Source organism: Chitinophaga sp. (genome assembly GCF_036569185.1).
Taxonomy (GTDB): Bacteria; Bacteroidota; Bacteroidia; order Chitinophagales; family Chitinophagaceae; genus Chitinophaga.
In genome coordinates this window covers 34,749-57,063 of sequence record NZ_DATCRD010000162.1, presented here as the reverse complement: position 1 = coordinate 57,063, position 22,315 = coordinate 34,749, and the positions used below count along the sequence as shown (strand labels likewise).

Genomic DNA, 22,315 nt, shown 5'->3' with positions numbered 1-22,315 from the left:
CTTTTTTTATCCGGGTACCTGATGGAGGTCAGCCGCCGTTTAAGCGAAGCTGAGCGGGGCATTTATTTTTGATATCCCTTTTTTATGACGGTGATAAAGTGGTAAGCAGTTCGCGGATACTGTGATACACCTCGTTCAGCTGCTCATCGGTAATGCAGTAGGGAGGAAGTATGTAAAGGGTATTGCCCAGTGGCCGCAACATCACTCTTCTGGCCCGGAAGAAACGGTGCAGGTCATCTGCCAGTGCATTCGTATAACCATCGGCGTTAGCCGTTACTATTTCAAAGGCGAGGATGGTGCCCAGCAGCCTTGGATGCTTTATTATTGGGCTTTTACGCAGCTCTTCCAGGAATACCGCATGTTTTTCGTGTATACGTTCCCGGTTGGCTTTGCACGCGGGATCGGTAAACAGGTCGAGGCTGGCCAGGGCAGCAGTGCACGCCAGTGGGTTGGCGGTAAAGGAGTGGCCGTGGAACAGTGTTTTCAGCTTATCGCTGGAAAGAAAGGCTTCATACACTGCGGCAGTGCTGGTAGTTACTCCCAGGGCCATGGCGCCGCCGGTGAGTCCTTTAGAAAGACAAATAATATCCGGCGGTGTTTGCAGGTACTCCATCGCGAAATTTTTCCCTGTCCTGCCAAAGCCGGTCATTACTTCATCGGCAATCAGCAAAATATCATTGGCGGTGCAGAACTGAAGCAGCTGCTCAAAGGCGGCGGCATCATACATTATCATCCCGCCGGAGCCCTGGAGCAATGGTTCAAAAACAAAAGCCGCTATATCTTCCGGTTGCAGCGCAGTAATGTTGTTTATAATTTGGGAGATGTTCTCCGCAGTGGGCACTTCTATGAACTGAACATCAAACAGGCGGTCATCAAAAACGCGGGTGAACACACTTCTGCCGCTCACGCTCATAGCGCCGAAAGTATCGCCGTGATAGGCGTTGTGAAAGGCCAGTATCTTATGTTTGGGTGTGCCTTTGTTGTCCCAGTACTGGATGGCCATTTTCAGCGCCACTTCTATGGCAGTGGAGCCGTTGTCTGAATAAAAAACGCGGCGCTGGTTTGAAGGCAGGAGGGGTAATAATCTTTCCGCCAGGTTAACCGCCGGCGGATGGGTATACCCTGCAAAGATGCAGTGCTCCAGCTGCAACGCCTGTGCGGCCAGTTGCTGTGCGATATGCGGGTGTGCATGACCGTGAATGTTCACCCACCAGCTGGAGGTGGCGTCTATATAGCTGTTATTATTTTCATCGAAAAGCAGTGCGCCCTCGCCACGCACAATACCAATAGGGGCAGGAGCTGTCTGCATTTGTGTGTAGGGATGCCAGATCACGTCCAGATCACGGGCCGACAGAGAAGATGTTTGCATAATTGCTGGCTGTTGGTGCAGCCGCGAAGGTACTATAAAAGCAGGTTATGTTTTCCTGTACTGTTCCAGTATATCCAGCAGATCTTCTGCTGCATAGGGTTTGGGCAGCATGTCCTTTACACGGAGATTTGCCAGCCGCTCTGTTACTTCCGGCATAATATCGGCTGTTAATACAATGATAAAGGCATCCGGCTGGAGGTGCTGGATATGTGGAATGGTTTCATAGCCGTTCATTTCCGGCATATGCAGGTCCAGTATGATGCCGTCAAAAGACTGCTCCTGCATTTTTTGCAGCGCCAGCCTGCCATTGCTGGCTGTTTCAATCTGTGCGCCTGAATTTTTCAACTGTAGTTCGAGGATACGGATATTGATGGCATTATCTTCCACCACCAGTAATTTCATGTTTTTCAGATGCCCCACCCGTTGTTTGTTTTTGTGATGTATGTCTTCACGCTTTGTTTCCGGTATTGCGAAACTGATATCAAAGCGGAAGGTAGTGCCTTCGTTTTTTTTACTTTCCAGGATGATATGGCTGTTGTGAAGCGCCACCAGTTTTTTGGTGATGGCCAGTCCCAATCCTGTTCCGCCATGATGGCGGGTAGTAGCAGAATCTTCCTGTACAAACGTATCAAATATTTTATCCTGCATTTCCGGGATAATACCTACACCGGTATCCTTTATGGCAAAGGAAAGGGTACAGGTATCTGATGTCATATTTACCTGGCTGACTTCCAGTATTACAGATCCGGCGTCGGTAAATTTGATGGCATTGTTCAGGAGGTTGTTGAGTATCTGTGAGAGTCTTACAGGGTCGCCCTTCAACGCAGCAGGCAAATGACCGAGCCGGGCTACCAGGTCAATTCCCTTGCTGGTGGCCAGGGGCTGGTAGTTCCGTACAATGCCGGTAAGCAGTGCCTGGGGGTCGAATGGTATGTTTTCCAGTTCAATCTTTCCTGATTCCATCTTACTGAAATCAAGGATATCGTTGATAAGGCCCAGCAAATGATGCGCAGAAAACTGCAGGTTATGCACTACTTCTGCCTGCTCGGTTGCGGGGTTTTCCGCGAGAATACCGGCAATACCGATAATAGCATTGAGCGGCGTACGGATTTCGTGGCTCATGACGGATAAAAAATCACTCCTCGATTGCGCGGCTTTCTGTGCGCTGTCGCGCGCAGCAGTGAGCGCCAGCTCGGTATCTTTCTTATCGGTAATATCCATGATAATGCCCCTGAAATGTGTGAGCTGGCCATGGTTGTTGTATACTGCCCTGCCGATGGTGCGCATCCAGGTTTGTTTGCCTTTGGCAGAAATATGCCGCAGTTCCAGGTCGTAGGGCGTTTTATGAGCAATCATGGCTTCCCTTGCAGCAATAAAAGCGGGCTGGTCGTCCGGGTGCCAGAAAGCAACAGCGGAATGAAAGGAGACGGGAAAATCATGCGGGATCTCCCTCAATTCATACACCTCCCGGGTCCAGTAAGTTTCACCGGTAGCCACATTAAATTCCCATCCGCCCATTTTTCCCATTTGCTGGCAGATGCTCAGCAGCTGGTTGCTCCGGCGTAATTCCGATTGTGCCTGTAAATAGCTGTTGTTCTTTTTTTCAATTTCGGAGATATTCCGGATCATCAGCAGGATGCGCCTGGGAGCGGGCGGTTTATCCCTTATGATCCTCATCTTCAGCTGGTACCAGTTTTCCGGTCCCTGCCGGATATCGGGATATACATATTCCTGGTCTTCTCCTGTTTGCAGCAGTTTATCGGCCAGCCGGTCAAACACGCCGGCATGTTCACCAAGCGCCTCGCAGATGGTTTTACCGATCACTTCTTCCCTGGGCCTGAACAGCAGGCTGTCGTTACTGCACCATACCCTGGTAAAGACTTTCTGGTCATTCATCTCAAATAAAATATCATCCAGGGTAAGCATCAGGGAATCCCATTCGGATTTCAGCCGTGTAAAAGCGGATTGCAGCTGCCGGGTTTCCTTTTCCCGGGCGGCATGAAAGTGAAGATGTCCCAATACCTGCAACAGGGGCTGGAGGAAAGCAGCGGTATCTGAATAAACGGTATTGCCGGCCAGTCCTATTACCGCCATTACCTGCTGCTGGTGTATCAACGGCAGCCCGATAAAGGCGGGCGTGGTATCTCCTGCCGGGAGTACCAGTGGTAGCCCGCTGGAGGCTACCTCCTGCAGAGCAGGGGTAAAATTCCATCCATGCTCAGGCGCATGATTGATAATGGTAATGGCGTGCAATTGCGGTGGCGTATTGCTTTTCTTTAGCTCCCCCACAAAACCGTAAGCACTTACGGTCAGTTCCATCAGTTGCCCCAACATTTGCTGAACAGCATGATCGGGATGTTCCTGCAGTCCGTAATCCGGAGGAATACTACCGATGATATCCAGTAACTTTTGTTGACGCAACGCTGCAGTAGCCAGCATGAGCGGTGTTGGTTTTATTAATGCAAAAAAAGAGGCCAGATTATGAATGCCGGGGTAATTATATTGATACCGGGGAAATAAAATTAGGGAATTAACCGGAGAAAACGAACAAGGAATTATTACCGGGAGCGGAGCCACGCTCCCGGTAGCTGTATTATTTGCCCATACCGCCATTTTTAAACAGCGAATAGGCGGTTTGATAGTTGGCGATACTGTTTTTAAGAAGACTGCTGTCCATCGTAGTGGCGTGTTGTTCATTGCGCTCCTTGTTCCAGCTGAAGCACTGCGCTTTCTGCTGTGGGCTCAGGATGAGCAGTTTACCTGGTTCCAGGTAACCGAGTTTCTGGTAAGTGCTCACCATGGCGCGGGGCCTGTAACCTGGTAGCAGTACGTTTTCACCGTAAAACTTGCTGTTGTAGCTCCAGTGCAGCATTCCCAGCAGGGTGGGATAGATATCTATCTGGGAGCACATCACGCTGATTTCCTGTGGCGCTACTCCGGGAACATTGTACAGGATGCAGGGAATATGGTATTTGCTGATCTCTATTTCATTTTTACCGGCGCTGCTGGCGCAGTGGTCGGCCACGAAAATGATCACGGTATTTTTAAACCAGGGTTTGGTGCTGATCTTTTTCAGGAACTGCCCGATGGCGTAATCGGTATACTTCACCGCGCCATCGCGGCCACTGCCGGAGGGAATATCTATTTTACCGGACGGATAAGTATATGGGCGATGGTTGGAGGTGGTCATCACAAAATCATAGAATGGTTTGCCTGCAGCATATTTCTGGTCGGCGCTTCTAATAGCAGCATTGTAAATGTCCTCATCGCAAACGCCCCAGGCATTTTCGAATTGTACGGCGCTGTCGGGGATGTTGGTACGGGTTGTGGTGATATGATCGTCTACCAGTTTATGACGGAGCCGGTCGGTAATGTCATAGCCGTTATTGCCAAAGTATTTGTTCATGTTATCAAAATAGCCGTCGCCGCCATAAAAGAAGGTGCTTTCGTATCCTTCTTTTTCAAAAAGCTGTCCTACAGAAAAGAGGTTTTCATTCTTTTTCCGGCGAACAATGCTTTGTCCCGGTGTAGGCGGTACAGCCAGTGATAATGCTTCCATTCCTCTTACGGTACGGGTGCCGGTGGCATACATGTTGGTGAACAGGATGCTTTCTTTCGCAATGCTGTCCAGCACAGGAGTAATATGCCCCGTGTTGCCGAAGCGTTCCATAAAATCGGCGCTGAAGCTTTCAATGGTAACCATGATCACGTTGGGTGTAACGCGTGTAGCCGTATCCGTTATACTCCTGTAAATGCTGTTGCCACTGGTAAGGTAGTGGCTGTCGGGCGCTTGCAGCAGTGTGCGTAACCTGCTGAAAGCGCTGTTGTCATCTTCCAGCAGGTAATACTTATCATAAGCCAGTTCATTGTTCAGGTAGGCGGATACAAAGGAATACACGCCTGCTTTGGAGAGCTCCTGCGCGTACCGGTTTTTGCTTTTTTCTGCCCAGGTATTATTGATGAAGAAGATGTGCAGCAGCATAAGTCCCATCAGCACAGCGAAAGTGAACAGTCGTTTCAGGAAGGGCGTGTTTGACTGGAAGCTGTTGCGGAAAGTACCCCGGCGTGCCAGCACCCAGGTAATGAAGGCTGTGAATAGTAATACGCCGCCGATCAGCAGGGGCAGTGGGTACGATTGGTTGATATTGCTGATCACCTCATAAGTGTAAATGAGATAATCGACTGCGATGAAGTCGAACCGGCCGGCATATTCCCCCCAGAAAGTAAATTCCGCAAAAAAGGAAAATACCAGGATCACCATTGCCAGGAAAAAGCCGGTATAGGTGAATAGCCGGTTAAACAGGGTGTTATTTAATCGCTGGGGCAGCAATAATAAGTACAAGGCATAGCCAATAGTAAAAAATAACGCCACCCCGATGTCGTAGATGAGCCCTTTACCGTATATGGCCGGTAAATGGGATAAACGAAGCCCGGATTGAGGGAAAGCCCATATGAGCAAGGCAGTTCTAACGAGGAATGACAGGATCAGGAGTACGGTACCAAAGCCAAACAGTACAGCGTACCTGTTTTTAACAGAATTCATGGTGTATAGAAATTAAAGACCGCGAAGGTACATTGTTCTTTAAGGATTTAACTAAAAATTAACTTTCAATGACATATTTATGATTCTTCCATCAACAGGACCCCATAGCGGCGCAAATTCCGGGTGGGTGACGGTACCGGTGAACAGCGGGGTATTTTTGCCCTGCCTGGCATCGAAAAGGTTTTCCCCGTTCAGCACCAGGGTAACATGTTCCCCGAACTGCCGGGATATCATGGCGGCCCAGAACCAGTAGTTGGGCGTTGCCTGGTTGTTATCGTCGTATTGATGGCCTATCCAGCTGTTTTCAATCCCGAAGCGCCATTTGCCTTCAATATCGTATGCAAGGGTGCCGGCAAACTTGTCCTGTGGCGCAAAGGCAATATTGGTGCGGGCGGTATTATTGTACCGGGATACCGTATGGTTGTATCCCAGGTAAAGTTCCAGGCCATCCAGGGCAAAGCGGAGATAAGTATCGGTGCCCAGGCTGTTTACATCATAAGGCATATTCTGCAGCAGGTACATGCCCCGGGCACCGGTTTGCAGCACCGGCAGGATAGGATCTTTGATGTGGGTATAATAAAACGCCTGGTTCAGGGTCATGTCCACCTGGCCTATGCTGGTATGATAATTCCCGTCGAAGTTGATGCCCTGGCTTCTTTCAGACTTTATACCGGCACTGAGGGGTAGCAGGTAGCGGTAGCCCAGGGTTTGCGTTTGTGCAGTAAAAACAGCGGGGGATTTATAACCCGTGCCTCCACTGAGGCGGATGGACAGGTCTTCCACCGGTTTATACACAAAGGCCAGCCGTGGTAAAATGTACCATCCGAATTTATTATGATAGTCGGTGCGGAGCCCGGCTTCAGCCATCAACCGATCAGTAATCCGGAACCCATCCTGAACGAAAAGGCCGGTGGTGTTGTACTGGTAATTGCCCAGCAGGGTGCTGTCGCTTTTGGCCCGGTGGTATATTTCGCCGGTGTTATTGATACCGGCTACCCAATCGTGCCGGCCGCTTGTTTTATGGTAGGAAACTTCCCCGTAGGTGCTGGTTTGGTTGCCCAGCAGGGCAAAAGTTTCGACGTTGTTCTGCAGATGATAAAAGCTGCCCACGCCTTTTACCGACAGGGCGCCGCCGCCCGGTTGCCTGCGGGTGAACTGGAGATCTATGCTATGTCTTTCGCTGTTGTTTATTTCTGTATACCGGTGTACGTCTGTAGCGGCATGATCGAGTACCTGCATATCGCCGCCTTCGCGTTTTTCAATGGTGCCTGTATATCCTGCCACGAGCGTGGTTTTCGGGTCCAGATACCAGAAGAAGCGGGGATGGAGGAGGTATTGCCGCAGGCGGGGCACATCACTGAACCCGTCTTTGTTTACATCGGTAGCATTTTGTGTGGTAACGCCGGCAAAAAGGGTCAGGCCCGTTTTGCCGTATTTTTCTGCATAATAAGCATTGACGTTGGTTTCTTTTAAGGTACTGCGATTAATCAGTGCTGTTAGCTCCGGTTTTTCCCCGGGTGTTTTGGCAATGAAGTTGATGATGCCGGCGATAGCGCCGCCACCGTAGAGCGTGGAAACGGATCCTTTGATTATTTCAATTTGTTTAAGGTCCAGCGGGGGGATGGATAGTACTCCGAAGTTGCCGCTGAGCCCTTCGTATACAGGCACTCCGTCACGCAGCAACTGGGTGTATTTTCCATCGAGCCCCTGCATGCGGATAGCGTTGTTGCCGCTCACGGCCGAGGTATTCTGGATATGGATCACTGAAAGATCGCCCAGGATGCCGGCTACGTTGCCGGGTTTGATACCGCTTTCTTCTATCATGTCTTCCTTTCCCAGCACTTCTACTTTCATGGGGAGGTCTTCAATGCGGCTGCTGTTCCGCGTGGAGGAAATAATTACTTCTTCCAGGTTCGACGCTTTGCTGATGGTATCTTTCACAGCGGGCATACTGGTATCTTTAACGGGAACGGGCATACGATTTTGCGCATGTAGTATATTAGTGATACCCAGGAGCATTGCAGATGGTATGACGTATTTCAGATGCTTGTTCATAGCACAAATAAAAGCATCGAATCTGGAGCAAATCTGATCGCCGCGGATGTTGTCTGACTCAGGATTAGGCTGATTATACTGATTACATGGATTTGACTTTTGGGATTTTTAAAGGATTGGGAAGATACGAGCGAGTATCTCCCCCAATCCTTTAAAAATCAAAAAAGTAACTCAGGAAAATCAGTATAATCATCCTAATCCTGAGTCAGACAACATTCGCTACGATCAGCCGTGGCTCACGAGGAAATTGTGTTCTCCGTTTGCATAGGCGTATTGAACGCTGAAGCCATAGGAGTCGGCCATTTTTTTGATGATGGCCAGTCCGAGCCCATTGGAGTTGGTGTAGTTGCTGTTATGTTTTTTAAACCGCTGGAATAGCACGTTGGCGGGTATTTCAGGTAAGTGGCTGCTGTTGGAAACGGTAAATGTGTCTGTTGTGATGCGGATGGTAATATTGCCCTGCGTATAATTGTATTTGATAGCGTTGCCCAGCAGGTTGCTCACCAGTATGTCGGCAAGAGCAGGGTGCAATGGCCAGGGGGCAGTGGCCGTCATTTCTTTATGGATCTGCAGTTCTTTTTCTTTAATCAGCTCTTCAAAAAGTAACAGGTATTTTTCAACAACGGTGCAAAGATCCGGTTGCGCTGTTACCGGGTATTGCTGGTTTTCTATTTTAGCCAGCAACAGGAGGTTGTGATTGAGGCGCGACAGGCGCTGCAGCTCTTCATAGCTGGCGAGGATACTGTTCTGTTGAGTTTCGGAAAGCGTATCGTCCTGCAGCAATAATTCCAGCTTGCTTTGTGCAATGGCGAGAGGCGTTTGCATTTCATGGGCTGCATCTTCCGTTAATTCCTTCATACTTGTATAATCCCCGTGAATGCGGGTGGTCATGTTACCCAAAGCGGTATTCAGCTGGTTGAATTCATGGGTGGTAGTACGCTCAAAAACAATGGCTTCCAGTTTGTTCAGCTGCAGCTTTTGTATTTTGCCCAGCGACCGGTAAAATGGTTTCCATACGCTTTTGCTGATGAGCCAGTTGGAAACCAGTACAAATAGCAACAGGCCTGCAAAGGCTGCCAGCATTACATGTATGATGTTATTGACCAGGTCGTCTTTTTCAATGACCGATTTGCGCAGTACCAGTTCATAATTTTTATTATTTACATGGATCACCTGTGTAAGCTGCCGGAAAGGCGCGTAGGTATTTTCCGGTTCCTGGTAAATGTCTACACTTTTCAACTGATGCCCGGTTTGTGCGGCATTCTCCGTGGGGCGCAGGTTAAATTCCGGGGTACTGACATGGAAAATGGGATTATCCACGCGGGCGGTATCGAGATAACGCATCCACTGGAGCTTGTCGTTCACAAGTTCTTCATCTGTTTCATGTTTTATCTCTTTGTTGAATTTTGAATACAGGTAAAAAGCGCCAGCTGTAAAAACAGGAAGCATGATCAGCAAAAAATACAGCGTTGTTTTGGTCAGCAGTTTCATGTACGCCATCTGTTTTTAATAATGTTATCCAAAACGGTAACCGGTTCCATACACTGTTTTGATATAATCTTCCCCACCGGCTTCCAGCATCTTTTTCCGCAGGTTTTTAATATGGGTGTAAATAAAGTCGTAAGAGCCCGCCTGGTCGTATTCATCGCCCCACAGATGCCCTGCCAGCGCTGATTTGGTAACAACCCTGTGCTGGTTGGCAATGAAATACAGTAACAACTGGTATTCTTTTCCTGTGAGAGTAATGGATTTGTTGTGCACCAGCACTGTTTTGGAGGCGGGCTTGATAGTAATTTCATGAAAAGTAACGGTGGTATTGCCGTCGAAGTTTTTCCGGCGCAGGATGGCATTTACCCGGGCGTTAAGTTCCGAAAGATGGAAGGGTTTGGTCAGGTAGTCGTCTGCCCCAAGCTCAAGCCCGCTGAGCTTATCTTCCAGGGAATCTTTGGCTGAAATAATGATGATGCCCGCTTTGGATTCCAGTAGTTTCAGCTCTTTCACTATATCCAGCCCGTTGCCCCTGGGGAGACCGATATCTGCCACTATACAATCGTAATCAAATTCATTGACTTTATCAATGGCCTGCGGGAAATCCGCCGCCAGTTCACAAATATATCCCTGGCGTTCCAGGTATTCCTGTATGCTGGCCCTGAGCGCAGGTTCATCTTCTATTATCAACACTTTCATGCGCTAAAAGTAGGTATAATTCCTAAAGGAATTCTGTAGCGGCGGCAGACGCTCCGGAGAACTGCTGTAGCCCGCTTTCAGGGATCCTACGGTTAGGCATCCATATGATGGAATGTGTAGACAAGGTATTTTGGGGAGAAAAATCCCCGTCGGGTTTTTCGTCATTTTTTGGTTATATGAAAACTGTGGAGCACTTAAATTTCGTAAATAGATTACCGATATCATACCATATCATACAGGCATTTTTATGAATAGTTATTTTAAAATGATGACAGATAGGCTGCTGCCGGGGAAGTTAACCCAACCGGATGTTCCCGGGCGGAAAGTGACAGATGATGATACAAGGGAATTATGCGAATTGATGGACAATATACCCAATGCAAAATCAGTAGCGGCCATGTACCGGCAGATGATGAGCAAGGGACGGTTAACAGAACGCTATACCAGTGGTGATCCGGGCAGAAGATGGTTGGAAGTGGAGCAGCTGGTGCTTGACAGAAATACAAGACGTAAAGAGAACAGGCGCAGGTTAATATGGATGGTGCTGATATTTATGGCAGCGGGCATTGTTTCTTACTTCAGTGGTGTTTACCTGCTGGCAAAAAAGAAAACCCCTGCCCATGCAGGTATTTATACATTTTTGTAAAATAAAAGGTAATAAAAAGACAAGGTCCTGGTAACGACTGGTTGCCGGGACCTTGTCTTTTATTACCGGTTCATATTATTTCCTTTCCGGCATTTTCGTGGTCAGAGGTTTTTCATTGCGCAGCATTTTTGCGGCTTCCCCGGTTAGCCACAGGTAATGATCCGATGGTTTTCCATCTAAATTAATAAAGGGAGTGGTGCTGCTCACCGGGGGCTGGTCGCTTGCTTTAAAAATGGCTGTGGCTTCGTTTACTTCATCAAACATGGCTACATACAACATAGTGGCGCCGGCGGTTAAGGCAGTGGAGATCTGCTGCCAGTAAAAGCGTCCACCCTGGCGGGGGATAGAGCCCACGGGTTTCACATCATCCGGGAATTCGTAGCGGCTTAAGTTATGCCAGCTGAAGCCGGGATATACACAGGGCACATATTCGATGTGATTGGCGCGGCACCAGGCCAGGTCGTCGATAAGGTTGTCACGGAACCGGTCCATATCGTTATGCAGCAGCGGGGAGTAGCGTTGCACGGTCCATGGCAGCACTATATCCGCCTGTTTGATGATGGTGTGCAGGTAAGGGTCCGGCAAACAATCCGCATTCAGGTTGCGCCATGCCGTGGGTACGCCCAGCATAATGGCGCAACCGCCATACACCGGATCATTTTTGAGAAAATCAATAAGCCGCTCCAGGCCGATATTCCGGAGGTTATAAGGCCGGTCGGGAAACCCGATCCCCCAGATAGCTACCACTGGTTTACCATTTTGTTGCAGGTAAGTTTTGCTCCCTGGCTGATTGGTTACTTTCAGCTGGTCTACCAGGTACTTCCAGTCTTCAATAATAGCGGAACAATCCTCTCCATGAGCGCTTAACCCGGAAAGGTCATACATCACGGCAATAGCCCTTTTGTATTTTGATGCCGCGGCGAAGGCATTTTTCAGGATAACAGAAGAGATGCTGTCGCGGTGTTTGGCATTATTAAAGAAACGCTGCATAAATACACCGTCTACCCCATATTGCTGCATCCATTTAAAGTGGATATCCACGGTGCTTTTATCGTAGGAGCTGAAAAAACGTGCGGGCTGCCCATTGGCCAGTTTAAATGGGGTGGCATATGTTTTTTCATACTCGCTTACATCCGGCCACATGTCAATACCACTGCGGGTTTCATCGCCATAAGAAAAGCGGCGTGCGCCGGAGCCATCGCCTTCCGCCCGGAACCATCCCTGGTAGCCGGCCATTACCAGGCCATGATAAGTAGGGTACTGCGATTCCCTGCTGTGTTTCAATTGTGCCATGGTGGTTATACCCAGCAGGGAGAGAATAGCTGTTAAAATACGCTTCATATGTATACTGTTTGTTATTAACGTGGAAACTGTTGCTAAAAAGAGGAGAACCCGGCTTGCCCGGATTCTCCAAAGGTTTTGCATTCACCTTAATTGTGCTCCCGGCATCCGTGCCGGAATAAGATGCAAGTAAAGCGGGAAGGACTAACAGCAGCGTTAACAAAGCATTAATTGCAGTAATTAATAGCCGGTTAACGCTATTAATTTTCAGAAAACAGGCTATTCTGTTACTTTTAGAAGAAAATCGGAGAGGTTAACAGTGGTCTTTATGCGGATCACTCTGGGGGCTTCGGAGAAAAAGGAACTATGGCTAAAGATCTGAAATGTTCAAATCAAAAGATATGATGAAGTATTTGCATTCACCAAAGAGAGGAGGTATCTGTTTTTTAATGCTACTCCTCCCGGCTTTACTTAACGCTGCCACCCCTTCGCCATGGATGTCTGAACAGCATACTGCAACGCAGGCGAAGCCGGTGATCATTGGCTATGTTGGCGGGTTCAGGGGACTGGTGAATACAGACATGATTGCGGCCCGCAAGCTCACGCATATTAATTATGCGTTTGTGAATGTGCAGCATAACCGCGCAGTGCTTACCAACGAAAAAACAGATACGGTAAACCTGCGCCGTATCAATGAACTCAAAGCCATCAACCCGGAGCTGAAGATCCTTATCTCTATCGGAGGCTGGGCCTGGAGCGAGAATTTTTCCGATGCCGTATTAACGGATACCTCGCGTAAAGCCTTTGCAGTAAGCGCGGTGAATATCATCCGTACATATAAACTGGATGGAGTGGATATCGACTGGGAATATCCCGGCCGTCCTGGTGAGGAAGGTAATGTTTATCGTCCGGAAGACAAGCAGCATTTTACGCTGATGTTTATGGAGCTCCGTAAGGAGCTGGATAAGTTACAGAAAGAAACCCACCAGAAAAAGCTGCTTACTACAGCCGTTGGTGGTTTTGCGGCATTCCTGGAAACCACGGAAATGGGGAAGGCGGCGCAATACCTGGATTATGTAAACCTGATGACCTATGATTTTTATTCAGATAAGAAAGCAGGGCATCATACAAATCTTTATACGCCGGCAGATAACCCCGGCGTATTATCAGCCGATAAAGCGGTGAAAGCGTATGTGGCCGCCGGTGTGCCGGTGGAAAAGCTGGTAATGGGCATTGCTTTTTACGGGCGTCGTTTCCAACTGGCCGACAGTATTGGTACCGGGCTGGGTGGGAAGATCGTAGCACAGTCTTTCGGTAAGGGCTATACGTTTACCAAAGATAGTCTCGTTAATAAAAACGGTTTCCACGCCTACCACGATGAAAGCGCCAAAGCGCCGTACCTGTTCAATCCTTCCACTCGTGAGTTTATTACATATGATGATGAATGGTCGGTACAAAACAAATGCAATTATGTAACCGCCAGTAAGATGGGCGGCGTGATGTTCTGGGAATATGCCTCCGATGAAAAGGAGTACCTGCTGGATGAAATCAATGCTACCTTGTATCCCGACCGTAACAAACCTGTCTTTGCTGCGCTGGTGCTGTATGAAAACGGCGGTCATCACCTGGCATTTTCCAAAGCGGCCAAAACCTGGCTGGATAGCCTGGCTGTAAAAAGGCATATTCATCTTACCTATATCACAAATACAGACAATATCAATGAAGCATACTTAAAACAGTACCGGCTTTTCATCCAGCTGGATTATCCTCCGTATGGCTGGAAACCTGTAGCAGCCGCAGCTTTTGAGTGCTATATTAATGAGGGCCGGGGAGGCTGGATCGGTTTCCATCATGCCACCCTGCTTGGCGAATTCGACGGCTTTCCTATGTGGAACTGGTTCTCCGCTTTTATGGGGGGGATCCGTTTTACCAATTATATCGCCGGTTTTGCCAACGGAACAGTAACGGTAGAGGATAAGCAACATCCCGTGATGAGGAATATTACATCTCCCTTTATTATTAATAAAGAAGAATGGTATACCTACAACATGAGCCCCCGCCCGCAGGTGCATGTGCTGGCCAGTGTGAATGAAAATTCTTATGTGCCTGCTTCCGATAAAAAAATGGGTGATCACCCGGTAATATGGACCAATGAACATTATAAGGCCAGGAACATTTATATTTTCATGGGTCATGGCCCCGCATTGCTTGGTAACACAGCCTACACGCAGTTATTTGAGAACGCTATATTCTGGGCAGCTGGTGAATAACTGCCGCCGGGGAAGAATGATCTCTTCAGGTGAAAAGATAAGTATGAGTTAATTGAAGCCGTAGATCCCAAATGGCAGGGCGCCTTGCCTTAATTTTTCATAACCGCATGATCGGCCTCATGTATAAATAGATCGGTATCCGGCCACTTTGTATTGGGGTCATTTACTGCTTTCCACAGGAGCCCATCGAGGTCGTTGAAGAAGCTGCCATCGGTACGTGTGTTGCAAAGCATTACCCAGTTGAATCCTTTATGGGCGCGTATTATTTCGCTGGCGGTGCCGGGAAGGGAACCGGAGTGCCACCAGTTATGATAAGGATTTACGGCCCATCCCAGGGCATAGCCTGGGTTGGCTTCGGAACCGGTGGTCATTATGTTGATCGTTTTTATATTTAGTATATCCGCCGGTGCGGGGAATCCGTCTACATGCACCATCAGGCGTGCAAGATCTGTGGCGCTGGCAATCCATCCTCCGTGTGCATCCATGCGGGAAATGTTATAGATATAGGGTTGTTCTCCATGTTGACCGTAGTACATTACTTCCAGTGGATTTCTTTGGGCAAGTGTATTGCCGCCTGTTTGCATATCAATAATACCGCAGGGTTGCAGCACTGCTTTTTTTACATAAGCTTCATATGGCATACCGGATACTTTTTCGATGACCCGTCCGAGAATGCAGTAACCAAAATTGGAGTAGGCGTATACTGTTCCGGGGATATTATCCAATGGCTGATGATCAATGGTCCATGAAATCAGTTCGTTTGCCGTCATGCCTGGATGGCTGAACATAGGATCCGCGTTGTTGTTGGTCCACCCGCCGGAGGTATGTTCCAGCAGCTGGCGGATGGTGATCTTTTCCAGGTTTTCTGCGTAGGGAGGTGTTCCATAACGTGTGCCGAGCACTGCATTGTGGCCAAATACCCGGTCGTTGAGCGAGAGCTTTCCAGCTTCCACTAATTTTAATATAGCCGTCGCCGTTATACACTTTGATACGCTGGCGATACGGAACAGGTGTTGCGGGGTTACGGCGGTATGTTGTGCGGTATCGGCATAGCCGTAGCTGCGGGCATATACCAGTTTACCGTGGTATGTTACTGCAACAGACATTCCCGGTACATGATACCGGTTCATGAAAGCCTGTATGGTGCTGTCTATCTGCGGGAGGGCCTGGGCTCCGCCGGAATTTGCTATCAGCAGGCATGCCAGCAGGATAGGTATATATCTCATGAAATTAAGGTACAAAAATATTTCCTTCCAGGTAGGTTTTGCAGGCGCCTCCTATCAGCACACGATCGCCTGCATCTATGCAGTAAAGCTTTCCTGTTCTGGCTGATACCTGCAGGGCAATCATTTCTTTCTTATCCAGCTGCCGGCTCCAGAAGGGGATGAGTGAACAATGGGCCGAACCGGTCACCGGGTCTTCAAAGATGCTGGCTTGCGGTGTGAAAAAACGGGATACAAAATCCACGTGTTTGCCTTTGGCGGTTACAATAATGCCGCCCGGGTCCAGGTTGATCTGGTCGAGGATGGCTTTATCCGGTTGAAGGTTACGTACAATTTCCTCATCGTGATATACGAGGATATAATCCCTGGCCTTTAGTACTTCCATAGGATATACGCCTATTCCTTTGAGGATTTCTGTTGGCAGCGTGGAAGGAACTGCTGGTCTTGACGGAAAATCAAGCGTGAGCAGGTCATTGTTTTTAGAAACGGTCAGCGGACCGCTTTGCGTATGGAATGTGATCTGGTGCATGTCCCATCCCAGGTGGTTGAACAGTACGTGCGCACTGGCCAGGGTGGCGTGCCCGCAAAGGTCCATTTCTATTTCGGGTGTGAACCACCGCAGCTCATAGTGACCCTGCCGGCCGGAAGGAATAAAGAAGGCCGTTTCCGGCAGGAAGTTTTCCGCTGCAATTTTCTGAAGTATTGCTGTTGGCAGCCATGCTTCCAGGATACATACGGCTGCCGGGTTTCCGCCAAACAGCTCATGTGTGAAAGCATCTACCTGGTAAATGGGTATATGCGGCATGACGGTTATTTTTGGTGTTGTAAAGTAAAGGTATTGCTTTTTTGTGCGTGTATCTTCCGGGGAAGGGTAGTGGCCCAGAAAAGCAGGCCGGTGGCGCTAAGTGCAGCGCCCAGCAGGCATACGGCCGTCCACCCGGCATAGGCATACACCGTGGTGGCGGCAATGCTGCCAAAGCCGCTGCCAATGGAATAAAAAAGCATATACCCGGCTACCATGCGGTTCCTTGATTCAGGCCGGATAGTATAAAGCATGCTTTGGTTGGTGACATGTACTGCCTGGATAGCCAGGTCCAGCAGGACGATGCCGGCAATAAGGGCCGCCAGCGAATGAGGGGCAAATCCCAGCGGCAGCCACGAAACCAGTAATAACGCCAGCGCAACGCCTGTAGTGCGTTGCCCATGCCCCTGGTCGGCCAGCCTGCCTGCACGTGCTGCGCCCAATGCGCCTGCCACGCCAATCAATCCGAACATGCCTATGGCAGAAGAGGAAAAGGAATAGGGTGGCGCGCTGAGTGGCAATACCAGCGATGACCACAACACGCTGAATGCGGCAAAAATGAAAAAGGCAATAATGGCGCGTACCCGTAGTACAGGCTCTTCTAAGAATAAACGGAAAACAGAAAGCAGTAGTTGTGGATAATTGGCGTTGGCTTTCTGTGGGTCGTTAACAGGTAATACCCTGTATAAGGTACCGGCGGTAAGTAACATCAGCGTTGCGGAAAAAAAGTATACCGCCCGCCATCCGGCTATATCTGCAATAGCGCCGGATACAGTGCGGGCCAGCAGGATGCCCAGTACCACGCCGCTGGTAACGAGGCCCACCACGCGGCCGCGTTCTTCCGGAGCTGCCAGCGTAGCGGCGTAGGCTACCAGGGTTTGCGTAACTACTGCCAGTAATCCTACTGTTGCAATACCACCCAGGAAAGGCAGTTTAGCAGGCGCCGAGGCAGCGGTAGCCAGCGCTGCTGCTGCCAGCAACAGCTGGGTGGCAATCAGTTTGCGACGGTTGAATAGATCGCCCAGTGGCAGCAGCAGCAATAGCCCGAGGGCATATCCTGTTTGGGTAACGGTAACTATAACGCCCAGTGAGCGTGAAGGAATGTCAAGGTCGTTGCCTATCCTGTTCAGCAGGGGCTGTGCATAATATACATTGGCAACAGCGAGCCCGCCTGCTATTGCGAACAGCAGGGCAGTGTAACGGTTAAATTTCTGCATGGGTGTAATAGTTGTTTTGTACTATATGGTACAAAATTGATGAAAAAAAAGTTATTGGTTTGTTGGTAAACTGGTTTTAAATGTATTTCCGGGCATTTAAAATAGTGTGTTGATTACATTCGCAGATACATTTCCAATAGCCGCATCTGCAAGTAGGAGCATTTAAATAGTGTGTTGATTACATTCCGGCTTAATCAAGTATTTTCAATTGTGTTTCTATCAGTTCGGAGAGCGCCTCATTATCGGGATAAATCCGCCGGGTAATACCAAGCCCGTTCCAGTTGTTGAGAAGCAGGCGGGCCAGTACTGCGGGTTCCAGTTTTGAATGCAAGACGCCTTGTTTTTTCCCTCTTTGCAGGGCGTCAAGAAAAAGCGCTTCCAGTCCCTGCAGGTGGGTGGCGGCCCTTTTCATCATGGGGTTTTCGATATTGGAAAGCTCTGCTACCGCATTGCCAAAGATGCAGCCGTTCTGATGTTTGGCCCTGGTGCTATGCGCTATCCTGCGGAAAAATTCGCGGATATATTCCACAGGGTCATCTGCCGCATCCAGTTCTTTTCTGAATTGCGCCACCGCCTGATCGCTGCGTTGGCCCAGCGCTTTTTCATACAGCTCTTTTTTGCCGCCTTTAAAAGCGAGGTAAAAACTGCCTTTACCTATACCCATCGCCTCCAGCAGGTCTTCCGTAGAAGTAGCCTCATACCCCTGTCGCCAGAAAACATCAGCTGCTTTGTTGAGCACTTCCTGGTCATCAAATATTTTTGGTCTGCCCGACATATCTCTCCCTTTTATTCCCCAAAGATACATTCTTTACCAAATAGTACAAAATTTTTCCGGAGGCGGGCGAAGGGGATCGCCTTCGGCGATTGTCCTGGAGCACTGATTACGCTGATTATGCTGATTTTTTTGATTTGATTAAACAGCGGGTTGTTTGCTGTTTTGATTTTTTTAGTATTAGGGGAGATGAACGGATGTTTGATTTGATCATTATTTTAAACAAAGGTGTTTGTGGTTTTGATTTTTAGTATTAGGGAGATGAAGAGATGGTGGGTTGGATCATTGTTTGATTTTTAAACAAAGGTGTTTGCGGTTTTGATTTTTTAGTATTAGGGGAGATAAAGAGACGGTTGGTTGGATCATTATTTTAAAAAGGCGTTTGTGGTTTTGATTTTTTAATGTTAAGAGAGAAGTGACTGAAGATACTTTATAGCGGCACCCCTTTAAACCCGGGAATCAGCTTGCCCTTACGCCGTGCAATAGTTTTTCCATCGCATTTTGTAAAGACCCCGCCCGAGTTACTTCTCCCGAATTCACAAAAAATATTTCATCTGCATTTTCAATGGTATTCAAACGGTGGGCAATAATTACCCGGGTGGTGCTTTCAGGTAATTTTTCCAGTATTTCTCCAAGTAGCTGTTCGGTTACTGTATCGATGTTGGCAGTAGCTTCATCGAGGATCAGGAGGTCAGGTTTACGCAGCACGGCCCGCATAAAGGCAATCAGCTGTTTTTGCCCCAGGCTCACACTGTCGCCTCCGGAAAGGACCTTTGTTTCCAGCCCGTTTTCAAAAATAGCCAGCAGCTTTTCCAGGTTGGATTCCCTGATCACTTCTGTAAGCTGTTCATTGGAAAAATCTTTGTAAGCAGGATTGCCATACAGGATATTTTCTTTTACCGTTCCGGTGAACAGGAAAGGTTCCTGCAGGATAAAGCCTATTTTCTGCGAACGGTCTTCCGCACTGTAACTACGTATATCCCTGCCATCCAGCAGCACCATGCCCTGTGTGGGATCATACAAACGCGCCATCAGCGAAGCGGTAGTGGTTTTACCGCCACCGGTTGGGCCTACCAGGGCATATGTTTTTCCTTTTTCCAGGGAAAGACTGATGTTGTGCAGGATTTCCCTTCCTTCGGGATAGCCAAAATGTACGTTCCTGAATTCCAGTAATGCTGTTGTATTGCCGGAAGCTGTAGCGGCAGGCACTGTTACGAGATCTGTTTCCAGCCCGAGAATTTCAGAGATCCTGTCCCAGCCGGCCATAGCCACCTGGAAATTGGCCCACAGCGTGGCCAGTTGCCGCAGTGGATTATAAAAGTAAGTGGCGTATGCCAGGTAACTAACGAGTAAGCCTATACTGAATTCACCTTGCGTGATCAGGTAGATGCCCCCGGTTAGTACCAGCAGTTGTGCAATACTGGCGCACATGGCATAGAACGGCAGGAACACATTGTTGGCAAGCCCGGTGCCGATAGCGCTGCGGTAGTTTTTTTCGTTGGCTTCCTGGAAACGCTGCCTGAAATAATCGCGGCGGTTAAACGCTACTATTACTTTAAAATTGCTGAGGCTTTCCTGTATTTCAGCGCTCATGTTGCCCACCGTTTTCAGGTTCTCGGCATTTTTTCTTTTTACCCAGGGAGATAGTATCCGGGTGAAGATGAGTATCAGTAAAGCCGGCGCCAGTGCGGCGATACCAATCTTGTAATTGATGATAAGCAGGAATACACCTGCGCCGATCATGGTGGAAATATTACCTACAAACTGCATCAGTGATTGTGAAAAAAACTGATTGAGCTTATCTGTATCATTATTCACGCGGGATATAAGATCGCCTGCTTTGTTCTGGTTAAAGAAAGCTACGGGCAGTTGCTGTATCTTACTGAAGATAGCATTCCGGAGGGTAAACAAGGTACGCTGGCCAACACCTCCCATCAGCTTTGTCTGGAAATAACTGGTGAACAATGCCAGCAGGTAAAGCCCCAGCAGGATACCGGAAAAGACCAGTACGCCGTGGTATTGCTTATGCTGCACATAATGATCAATGGTATAACCTATCAAAAATGGTCCCAGCAGGTTAAGCACGGAATTGAGCAGGATAGCCGTTAAAGCTACTGCCAGGTTCCTTCTCTCATGCGAAATCAGCTTCAGCAGATTTCTGAATGCGGAGTAGTTGGAGATCTTCTGTTCTTTTTCCGTAAACTTATTAAGATTGTAATTCATAGTTGCTGGTGCTTTGTTGGGAATTAAATATCTGGATGTACTCCGGGCTGGTGTGCAGCAGCTCTTCATGTTTGCCGCTCGCAATAATTTCACCCTGCATGAGCAGGATGATCTGGTCGTAATGCGCCACGGAAGAAATTTTCTGCGTTACAGAAAGCAGCGTGATGCCAGGGTATTCCGCCTGTACATTCGTGAGGATTTTCTTTTCCGTATTGGTATCTACACGGGCGGTGAAATCATCCAGCAGCAGGATCTTCGGGTTAATGGCCAGCGCGCGGGCCAGCATGATGCGTTGCTTTTGTCCGCCGGAAAGACTGGCCCCTCTTTCTGAAACAACTGTATCCAGTTTTTCGGGAAGGGTTTCCGTAAATTCTTTCAGCGCAGCAGTACGCAAAGCTTTTTCCATGGCTGCTTCGGTAACGGTTTCATTGAATGCTATATTTTCCCGGATGCTGATATTGAAGATAATGCTGTCCTGGAATACAAAGCCCACCTGGCTGTGAAAGGATTCGCTGTTATAATCGCTTACCGGGCGCCCGTCTACCAGTACAGCGCCGGAAGAGGGTTTGAGTAAACCTGTAAGCAGGTACAGCAATTGTGTTTTCCCGGCGGCGGTTGGCCCGATAATGGCCACCTTCGATCCGGCTTTGATAGAGAAGGAAATATCCTTGAGCACCGGTTTCTGGCCGTATTGAACGTTTACCTGCTGAAATTCAATATCTCCCTTAACAGGCGTAGTAATATCACCCACCGGCATAATATCGGGCATATTGATCACGTTGCTGATCCTTTGATAGGAAGCGGTGGCCTGGGCTATAATATTGCTCATAAAACCGATCACCAGTATAGGAAAGATAAGTAAAGCAAGATAGCTGCTGAAGGCGGCATAATCGCCCAGGCTCATACTGCCGGTTATCACGAAATGTCCGCCCAGCGCAAGGATGATCAGGTTAGCAATACCTGCGGTAAATGTGATTACAGGAATCAGCCCCGCAAAAAGCTTTACAATGGATAAACCAAAATCCATGGCTTTGCCGTTGGCATCCAGGAATTTCTGGTACTCCAGCTGTTGGGAGTTGATTACACGTATCAGCGCTGCGCCAAGTATACTTTCATTGATCACTTTATTCAGCCAGTCCATTACCTCCCTGCTTTTAATGAACAGGGACCTTACTTTGCGCAATACCAGGAAAAAGGTGATCCCAATTACCGGCAGTGTGGCAATTACCGCCAGCGCCAGTGCCCAGTTAATAGTGAGCAGCAGTACGCTGGCGCCTATAATAATAAATAAAGACGACACCAGTGAAACGATGGCCTGCGAAACAAACAGTTTGATGGAATCCACGTCGGCAATCAGGTTGGTGAGCAACCGCGACGGATTGGCCTGTTCCACCCAGGCATAGCTCTGGCTGGAAATCTTGTCCGATATTTTAGTACGCAGGTTGCGCGCTACTTTTTCGGACACATATGTTTGTATGATGTTCTGCAGATAGGTGAACAACAGGATGATGACCACTGCCACCAGGAATTTTATCAGCAATGCATTCAGCTGGAAAGCGCCATGCTCGTAGCTGTCGATCCCGTTCCCGATAATTTTGGGTAACCACAGGTTGAGGCCATTGCTCAGCAGTGTAAACAGGATCAGCAAACTAACCATTCCCATGTAAGGTTGCAGGAGGCTGAAAATGCCGGCTTCTTTCTTTTTATTACCCTCTTTTTGTTTCATT

General features: G+C 48.5%; 15 protein-coding genes. 2 read left to right on the top strand and 13 right to left on the bottom strand.

Going from position 1 to position 22,315, the window contains the following annotated elements:
* Window positions 1-82 precede the first annotated feature (82 nt).
* The 6 genes from bioA to VIM72_RS12205 form a co-directional block, all read right to left on the bottom strand.
* Entirely contained in the window at window positions 83-1,369 is a 1,287-nt protein-coding gene (gene bioA, locus VIM72_RS12230) for an adenosylmethionine--8-amino-7-oxononanoate transaminase (protein WP_332003116.1), read from the bottom strand.
* 45 nt (window positions 1,370-1,414) lie between these two features.
* Complete coding sequence (locus VIM72_RS12225; protein ID WP_332003115.1) at window positions 1,415-3,808, bottom strand: hybrid sensor histidine kinase/response regulator; 2,394 nt, start codon at window positions 3,806-3,808, stop codon at window positions 1,415-1,417.
* A gap of 154 nt (window positions 3,809-3,962) precedes the next feature.
* Window positions 3,963-5,912 carry an LTA synthase family protein gene (locus VIM72_RS12220; RefSeq protein ID WP_332003114.1) on the bottom strand — a complete coding sequence of 650 codons (1,950 nt, stop codon included), beginning with the start codon at window positions 5,910-5,912 and terminating at the stop codon, window positions 3,963-3,965.
* A 51-nt stretch (window positions 5,913-5,963) separates the two neighbouring features.
* On the bottom strand, window positions 5,964-7,967 hold the full coding sequence (locus VIM72_RS12215) for a TonB-dependent receptor plug domain-containing protein (RefSeq protein WP_332003113.1): 2,004 nt from the start codon (window positions 7,965-7,967) through the stop codon (window positions 5,964-5,966).
* Window positions 7,968-8,192: 225 nt separating this feature from the next.
* The gene (locus tag VIM72_RS12210) at window positions 8,193-9,458 is read right to left on the bottom strand and encodes a sensor histidine kinase (RefSeq protein WP_332003112.1); all 1,266 of its coding nucleotides are present in this window, start codon (window positions 9,456-9,458) and stop codon (window positions 8,193-8,195) included.
* A gap of 24 nt (window positions 9,459-9,482) precedes the next feature.
* Window positions 9,483-10,154, bottom strand: coding sequence for a response regulator transcription factor (locus tag VIM72_RS12205; protein ID WP_332003111.1), 672 nt, complete (start codon window positions 10,152-10,154; stop codon window positions 9,483-9,485).
* 247 nt (window positions 10,155-10,401) lie between these two features.
* On the opposite strand from VIM72_RS12205, the gene VIM72_RS12200 reads away from it, so the two are divergent.
* The gene (locus VIM72_RS12200; RefSeq protein ID WP_332003110.1) at window positions 10,402-10,800 is read left to right on the top strand and encodes a hypothetical protein; all 399 of its coding nucleotides are present in this window, start codon (window positions 10,402-10,404) and stop codon (window positions 10,798-10,800) included.
* Window positions 10,801-10,875: 75 nt separating this feature from the next.
* Here VIM72_RS12200 and VIM72_RS12195 read toward each other — a convergent pair whose 3' ends face one another.
* On the bottom strand, window positions 10,876-12,141 hold the full coding sequence (locus VIM72_RS12195) for a glycoside hydrolase family 71/99-like protein (protein ID WP_332003109.1): 1,266 nt from the start codon (window positions 12,139-12,141) through the stop codon (window positions 10,876-10,878).
* 341 nt (window positions 12,142-12,482) lie between these two features.
* Between VIM72_RS12195 and VIM72_RS12190 the strand changes: the two genes are divergently transcribed.
* Window positions 12,483-14,351 (top strand): glycosyl hydrolase family 18 protein, encoded by a 1,869-nt coding sequence (locus VIM72_RS12190; RefSeq protein ID WP_332003108.1) that lies wholly within the window; start codon window positions 12,483-12,485, stop codon window positions 14,349-14,351.
* Window positions 14,352-14,440: 89 nt separating this feature from the next.
* Here VIM72_RS12190 and VIM72_RS12185 read toward each other — a convergent pair whose 3' ends face one another.
* The 6 genes from VIM72_RS12185 to VIM72_RS12160 all read right to left on the bottom strand — a co-directional run bounded on the left by VIM72_RS12185 (window position 14,441) and on the right by VIM72_RS12160 (window position 22,314).
* Window positions 14,441-15,577 (bottom strand): serine hydrolase domain-containing protein, encoded by a 1,137-nt coding sequence (locus VIM72_RS12185; RefSeq protein WP_332003107.1) that lies wholly within the window; start codon window positions 15,575-15,577, stop codon window positions 14,441-14,443.
* Between the two features lie 4 nt (window positions 15,578-15,581).
* On the bottom strand, window positions 15,582-16,379 hold the full coding sequence (locus tag VIM72_RS12180; protein ID WP_332003106.1) for a PhzF family phenazine biosynthesis protein: 798 nt from the start codon (window positions 16,377-16,379) through the stop codon (window positions 15,582-15,584).
* A 5-nt stretch (window positions 16,380-16,384) separates the two neighbouring features.
* Window positions 16,385-17,593 (bottom strand): MFS transporter, encoded by a 1,209-nt coding sequence (locus VIM72_RS12175; RefSeq protein ID WP_332003105.1) that lies wholly within the window; start codon window positions 17,591-17,593, stop codon window positions 16,385-16,387.
* A 190-nt stretch (window positions 17,594-17,783) separates the two neighbouring features.
* The gene (locus tag VIM72_RS12170) at window positions 17,784-18,368 is read right to left on the bottom strand and encodes a TetR/AcrR family transcriptional regulator (RefSeq protein ID WP_332003104.1); all 585 of its coding nucleotides are present in this window, start codon (window positions 18,366-18,368) and stop codon (window positions 17,784-17,786) included.
* Window positions 18,369-18,824: 456 nt separating this feature from the next.
* The gene (locus VIM72_RS12165) at window positions 18,825-20,588 is read right to left on the bottom strand and encodes an ABC transporter ATP-binding protein (RefSeq protein ID WP_332003103.1); all 1,764 of its coding nucleotides are present in this window, start codon (window positions 20,586-20,588) and stop codon (window positions 18,825-18,827) included.
* The gene (locus VIM72_RS12160) at window positions 20,572-22,314 is read right to left on the bottom strand and encodes an ABC transporter ATP-binding protein (protein ID WP_332003102.1); all 1,743 of its coding nucleotides are present in this window, start codon (window positions 22,312-22,314) and stop codon (window positions 20,572-20,574) included. Before VIM72_RS12160 ends, VIM72_RS12165 begins: the two co-directional genes overlap by 17 nt.
* Window position 22,315: the final 1 nt, after the last annotated feature.

Excerpts from the sequence above, each read along its gene's own strand:
- VIM72_RS12170 (WP_332003104.1), bottom strand. The coding sequence starts at position 18,368 with ATGTCGGGCAGACCAAAAATATTTGATGACCAGGAAGTGCTCAACAAA.
- VIM72_RS12215 (WP_332003113.1), bottom strand. The coding sequence starts at position 7,967 with ATGAACAAGCATCTGAAATACGTCATACCATCTGCAATGCTCCTGGGT.
- VIM72_RS12175 (WP_332003105.1), bottom strand. The coding sequence starts at position 17,593 with ATGCAGAAATTTAACCGTTACACTGCCCTGCTGTTCGCAATAGCAGGC.
- VIM72_RS12205 (WP_332003111.1), bottom strand. The coding sequence starts at position 10,154 with ATGAAAGTGTTGATAATAGAAGATGAACCTGCGCTCAGGGCCAGCATA.
- VIM72_RS12195 (WP_332003109.1), bottom strand. The coding sequence starts at position 12,141 with ATGAAGCGTATTTTAACAGCTATTCTCTCCCTGCTGGGTATAACCACC.
- VIM72_RS12165 (WP_332003103.1), bottom strand. The coding sequence starts at position 20,588 with ATGAATTACAATCTTAATAAGTTTACGGAAAAAGAACAGAAGATCTCC.
- VIM72_RS12210 (WP_332003112.1), bottom strand. The coding sequence starts at position 9,458 with ATGAAACTGCTGACCAAAACAACGCTGTATTTTTTGCTGATCATGCTT.
- VIM72_RS12185 (WP_332003107.1), bottom strand. The coding sequence starts at position 15,577 with ATGAGATATATACCTATCCTGCTGGCATGCCTGCTGATAGCAAATTCC.
- VIM72_RS12200 (WP_332003110.1), top strand. The coding sequence starts at position 10,402 with ATGAATAGTTATTTTAAAATGATGACAGATAGGCTGCTGCCGGGGAAG.
- VIM72_RS12160 (WP_332003102.1), bottom strand. The coding sequence starts at position 22,314 with ATGAAACAAAAAGAGGGTAATAAAAAGAAAGAAGCCGGCATTTTCAGC.
- VIM72_RS12190 (WP_332003108.1), top strand. The coding sequence starts at position 12,483 with ATGATGAAGTATTTGCATTCACCAAAGAGAGGAGGTATCTGTTTTTTA.
- VIM72_RS12220 (WP_332003114.1), bottom strand. The coding sequence starts at position 5,912 with ATGAATTCTGTTAAAAACAGGTACGCTGTACTGTTTGGCTTTGGTACC.
- VIM72_RS12180 (WP_332003106.1), bottom strand. The coding sequence starts at position 16,379 with ATGCCGCATATACCCATTTACCAGGTAGATGCTTTCACACATGAGCTG.
- VIM72_RS12225 (WP_332003115.1), bottom strand. The coding sequence starts at position 3,808 with ATGCTGGCTACTGCAGCGTTGCGTCAACAAAAGTTACTGGATATCATC.
- bioA (WP_332003116.1), bottom strand. The coding sequence starts at position 1,369 with ATGCAAACATCTTCTCTGTCGGCCCGTGATCTGGACGTGATCTGGCAT.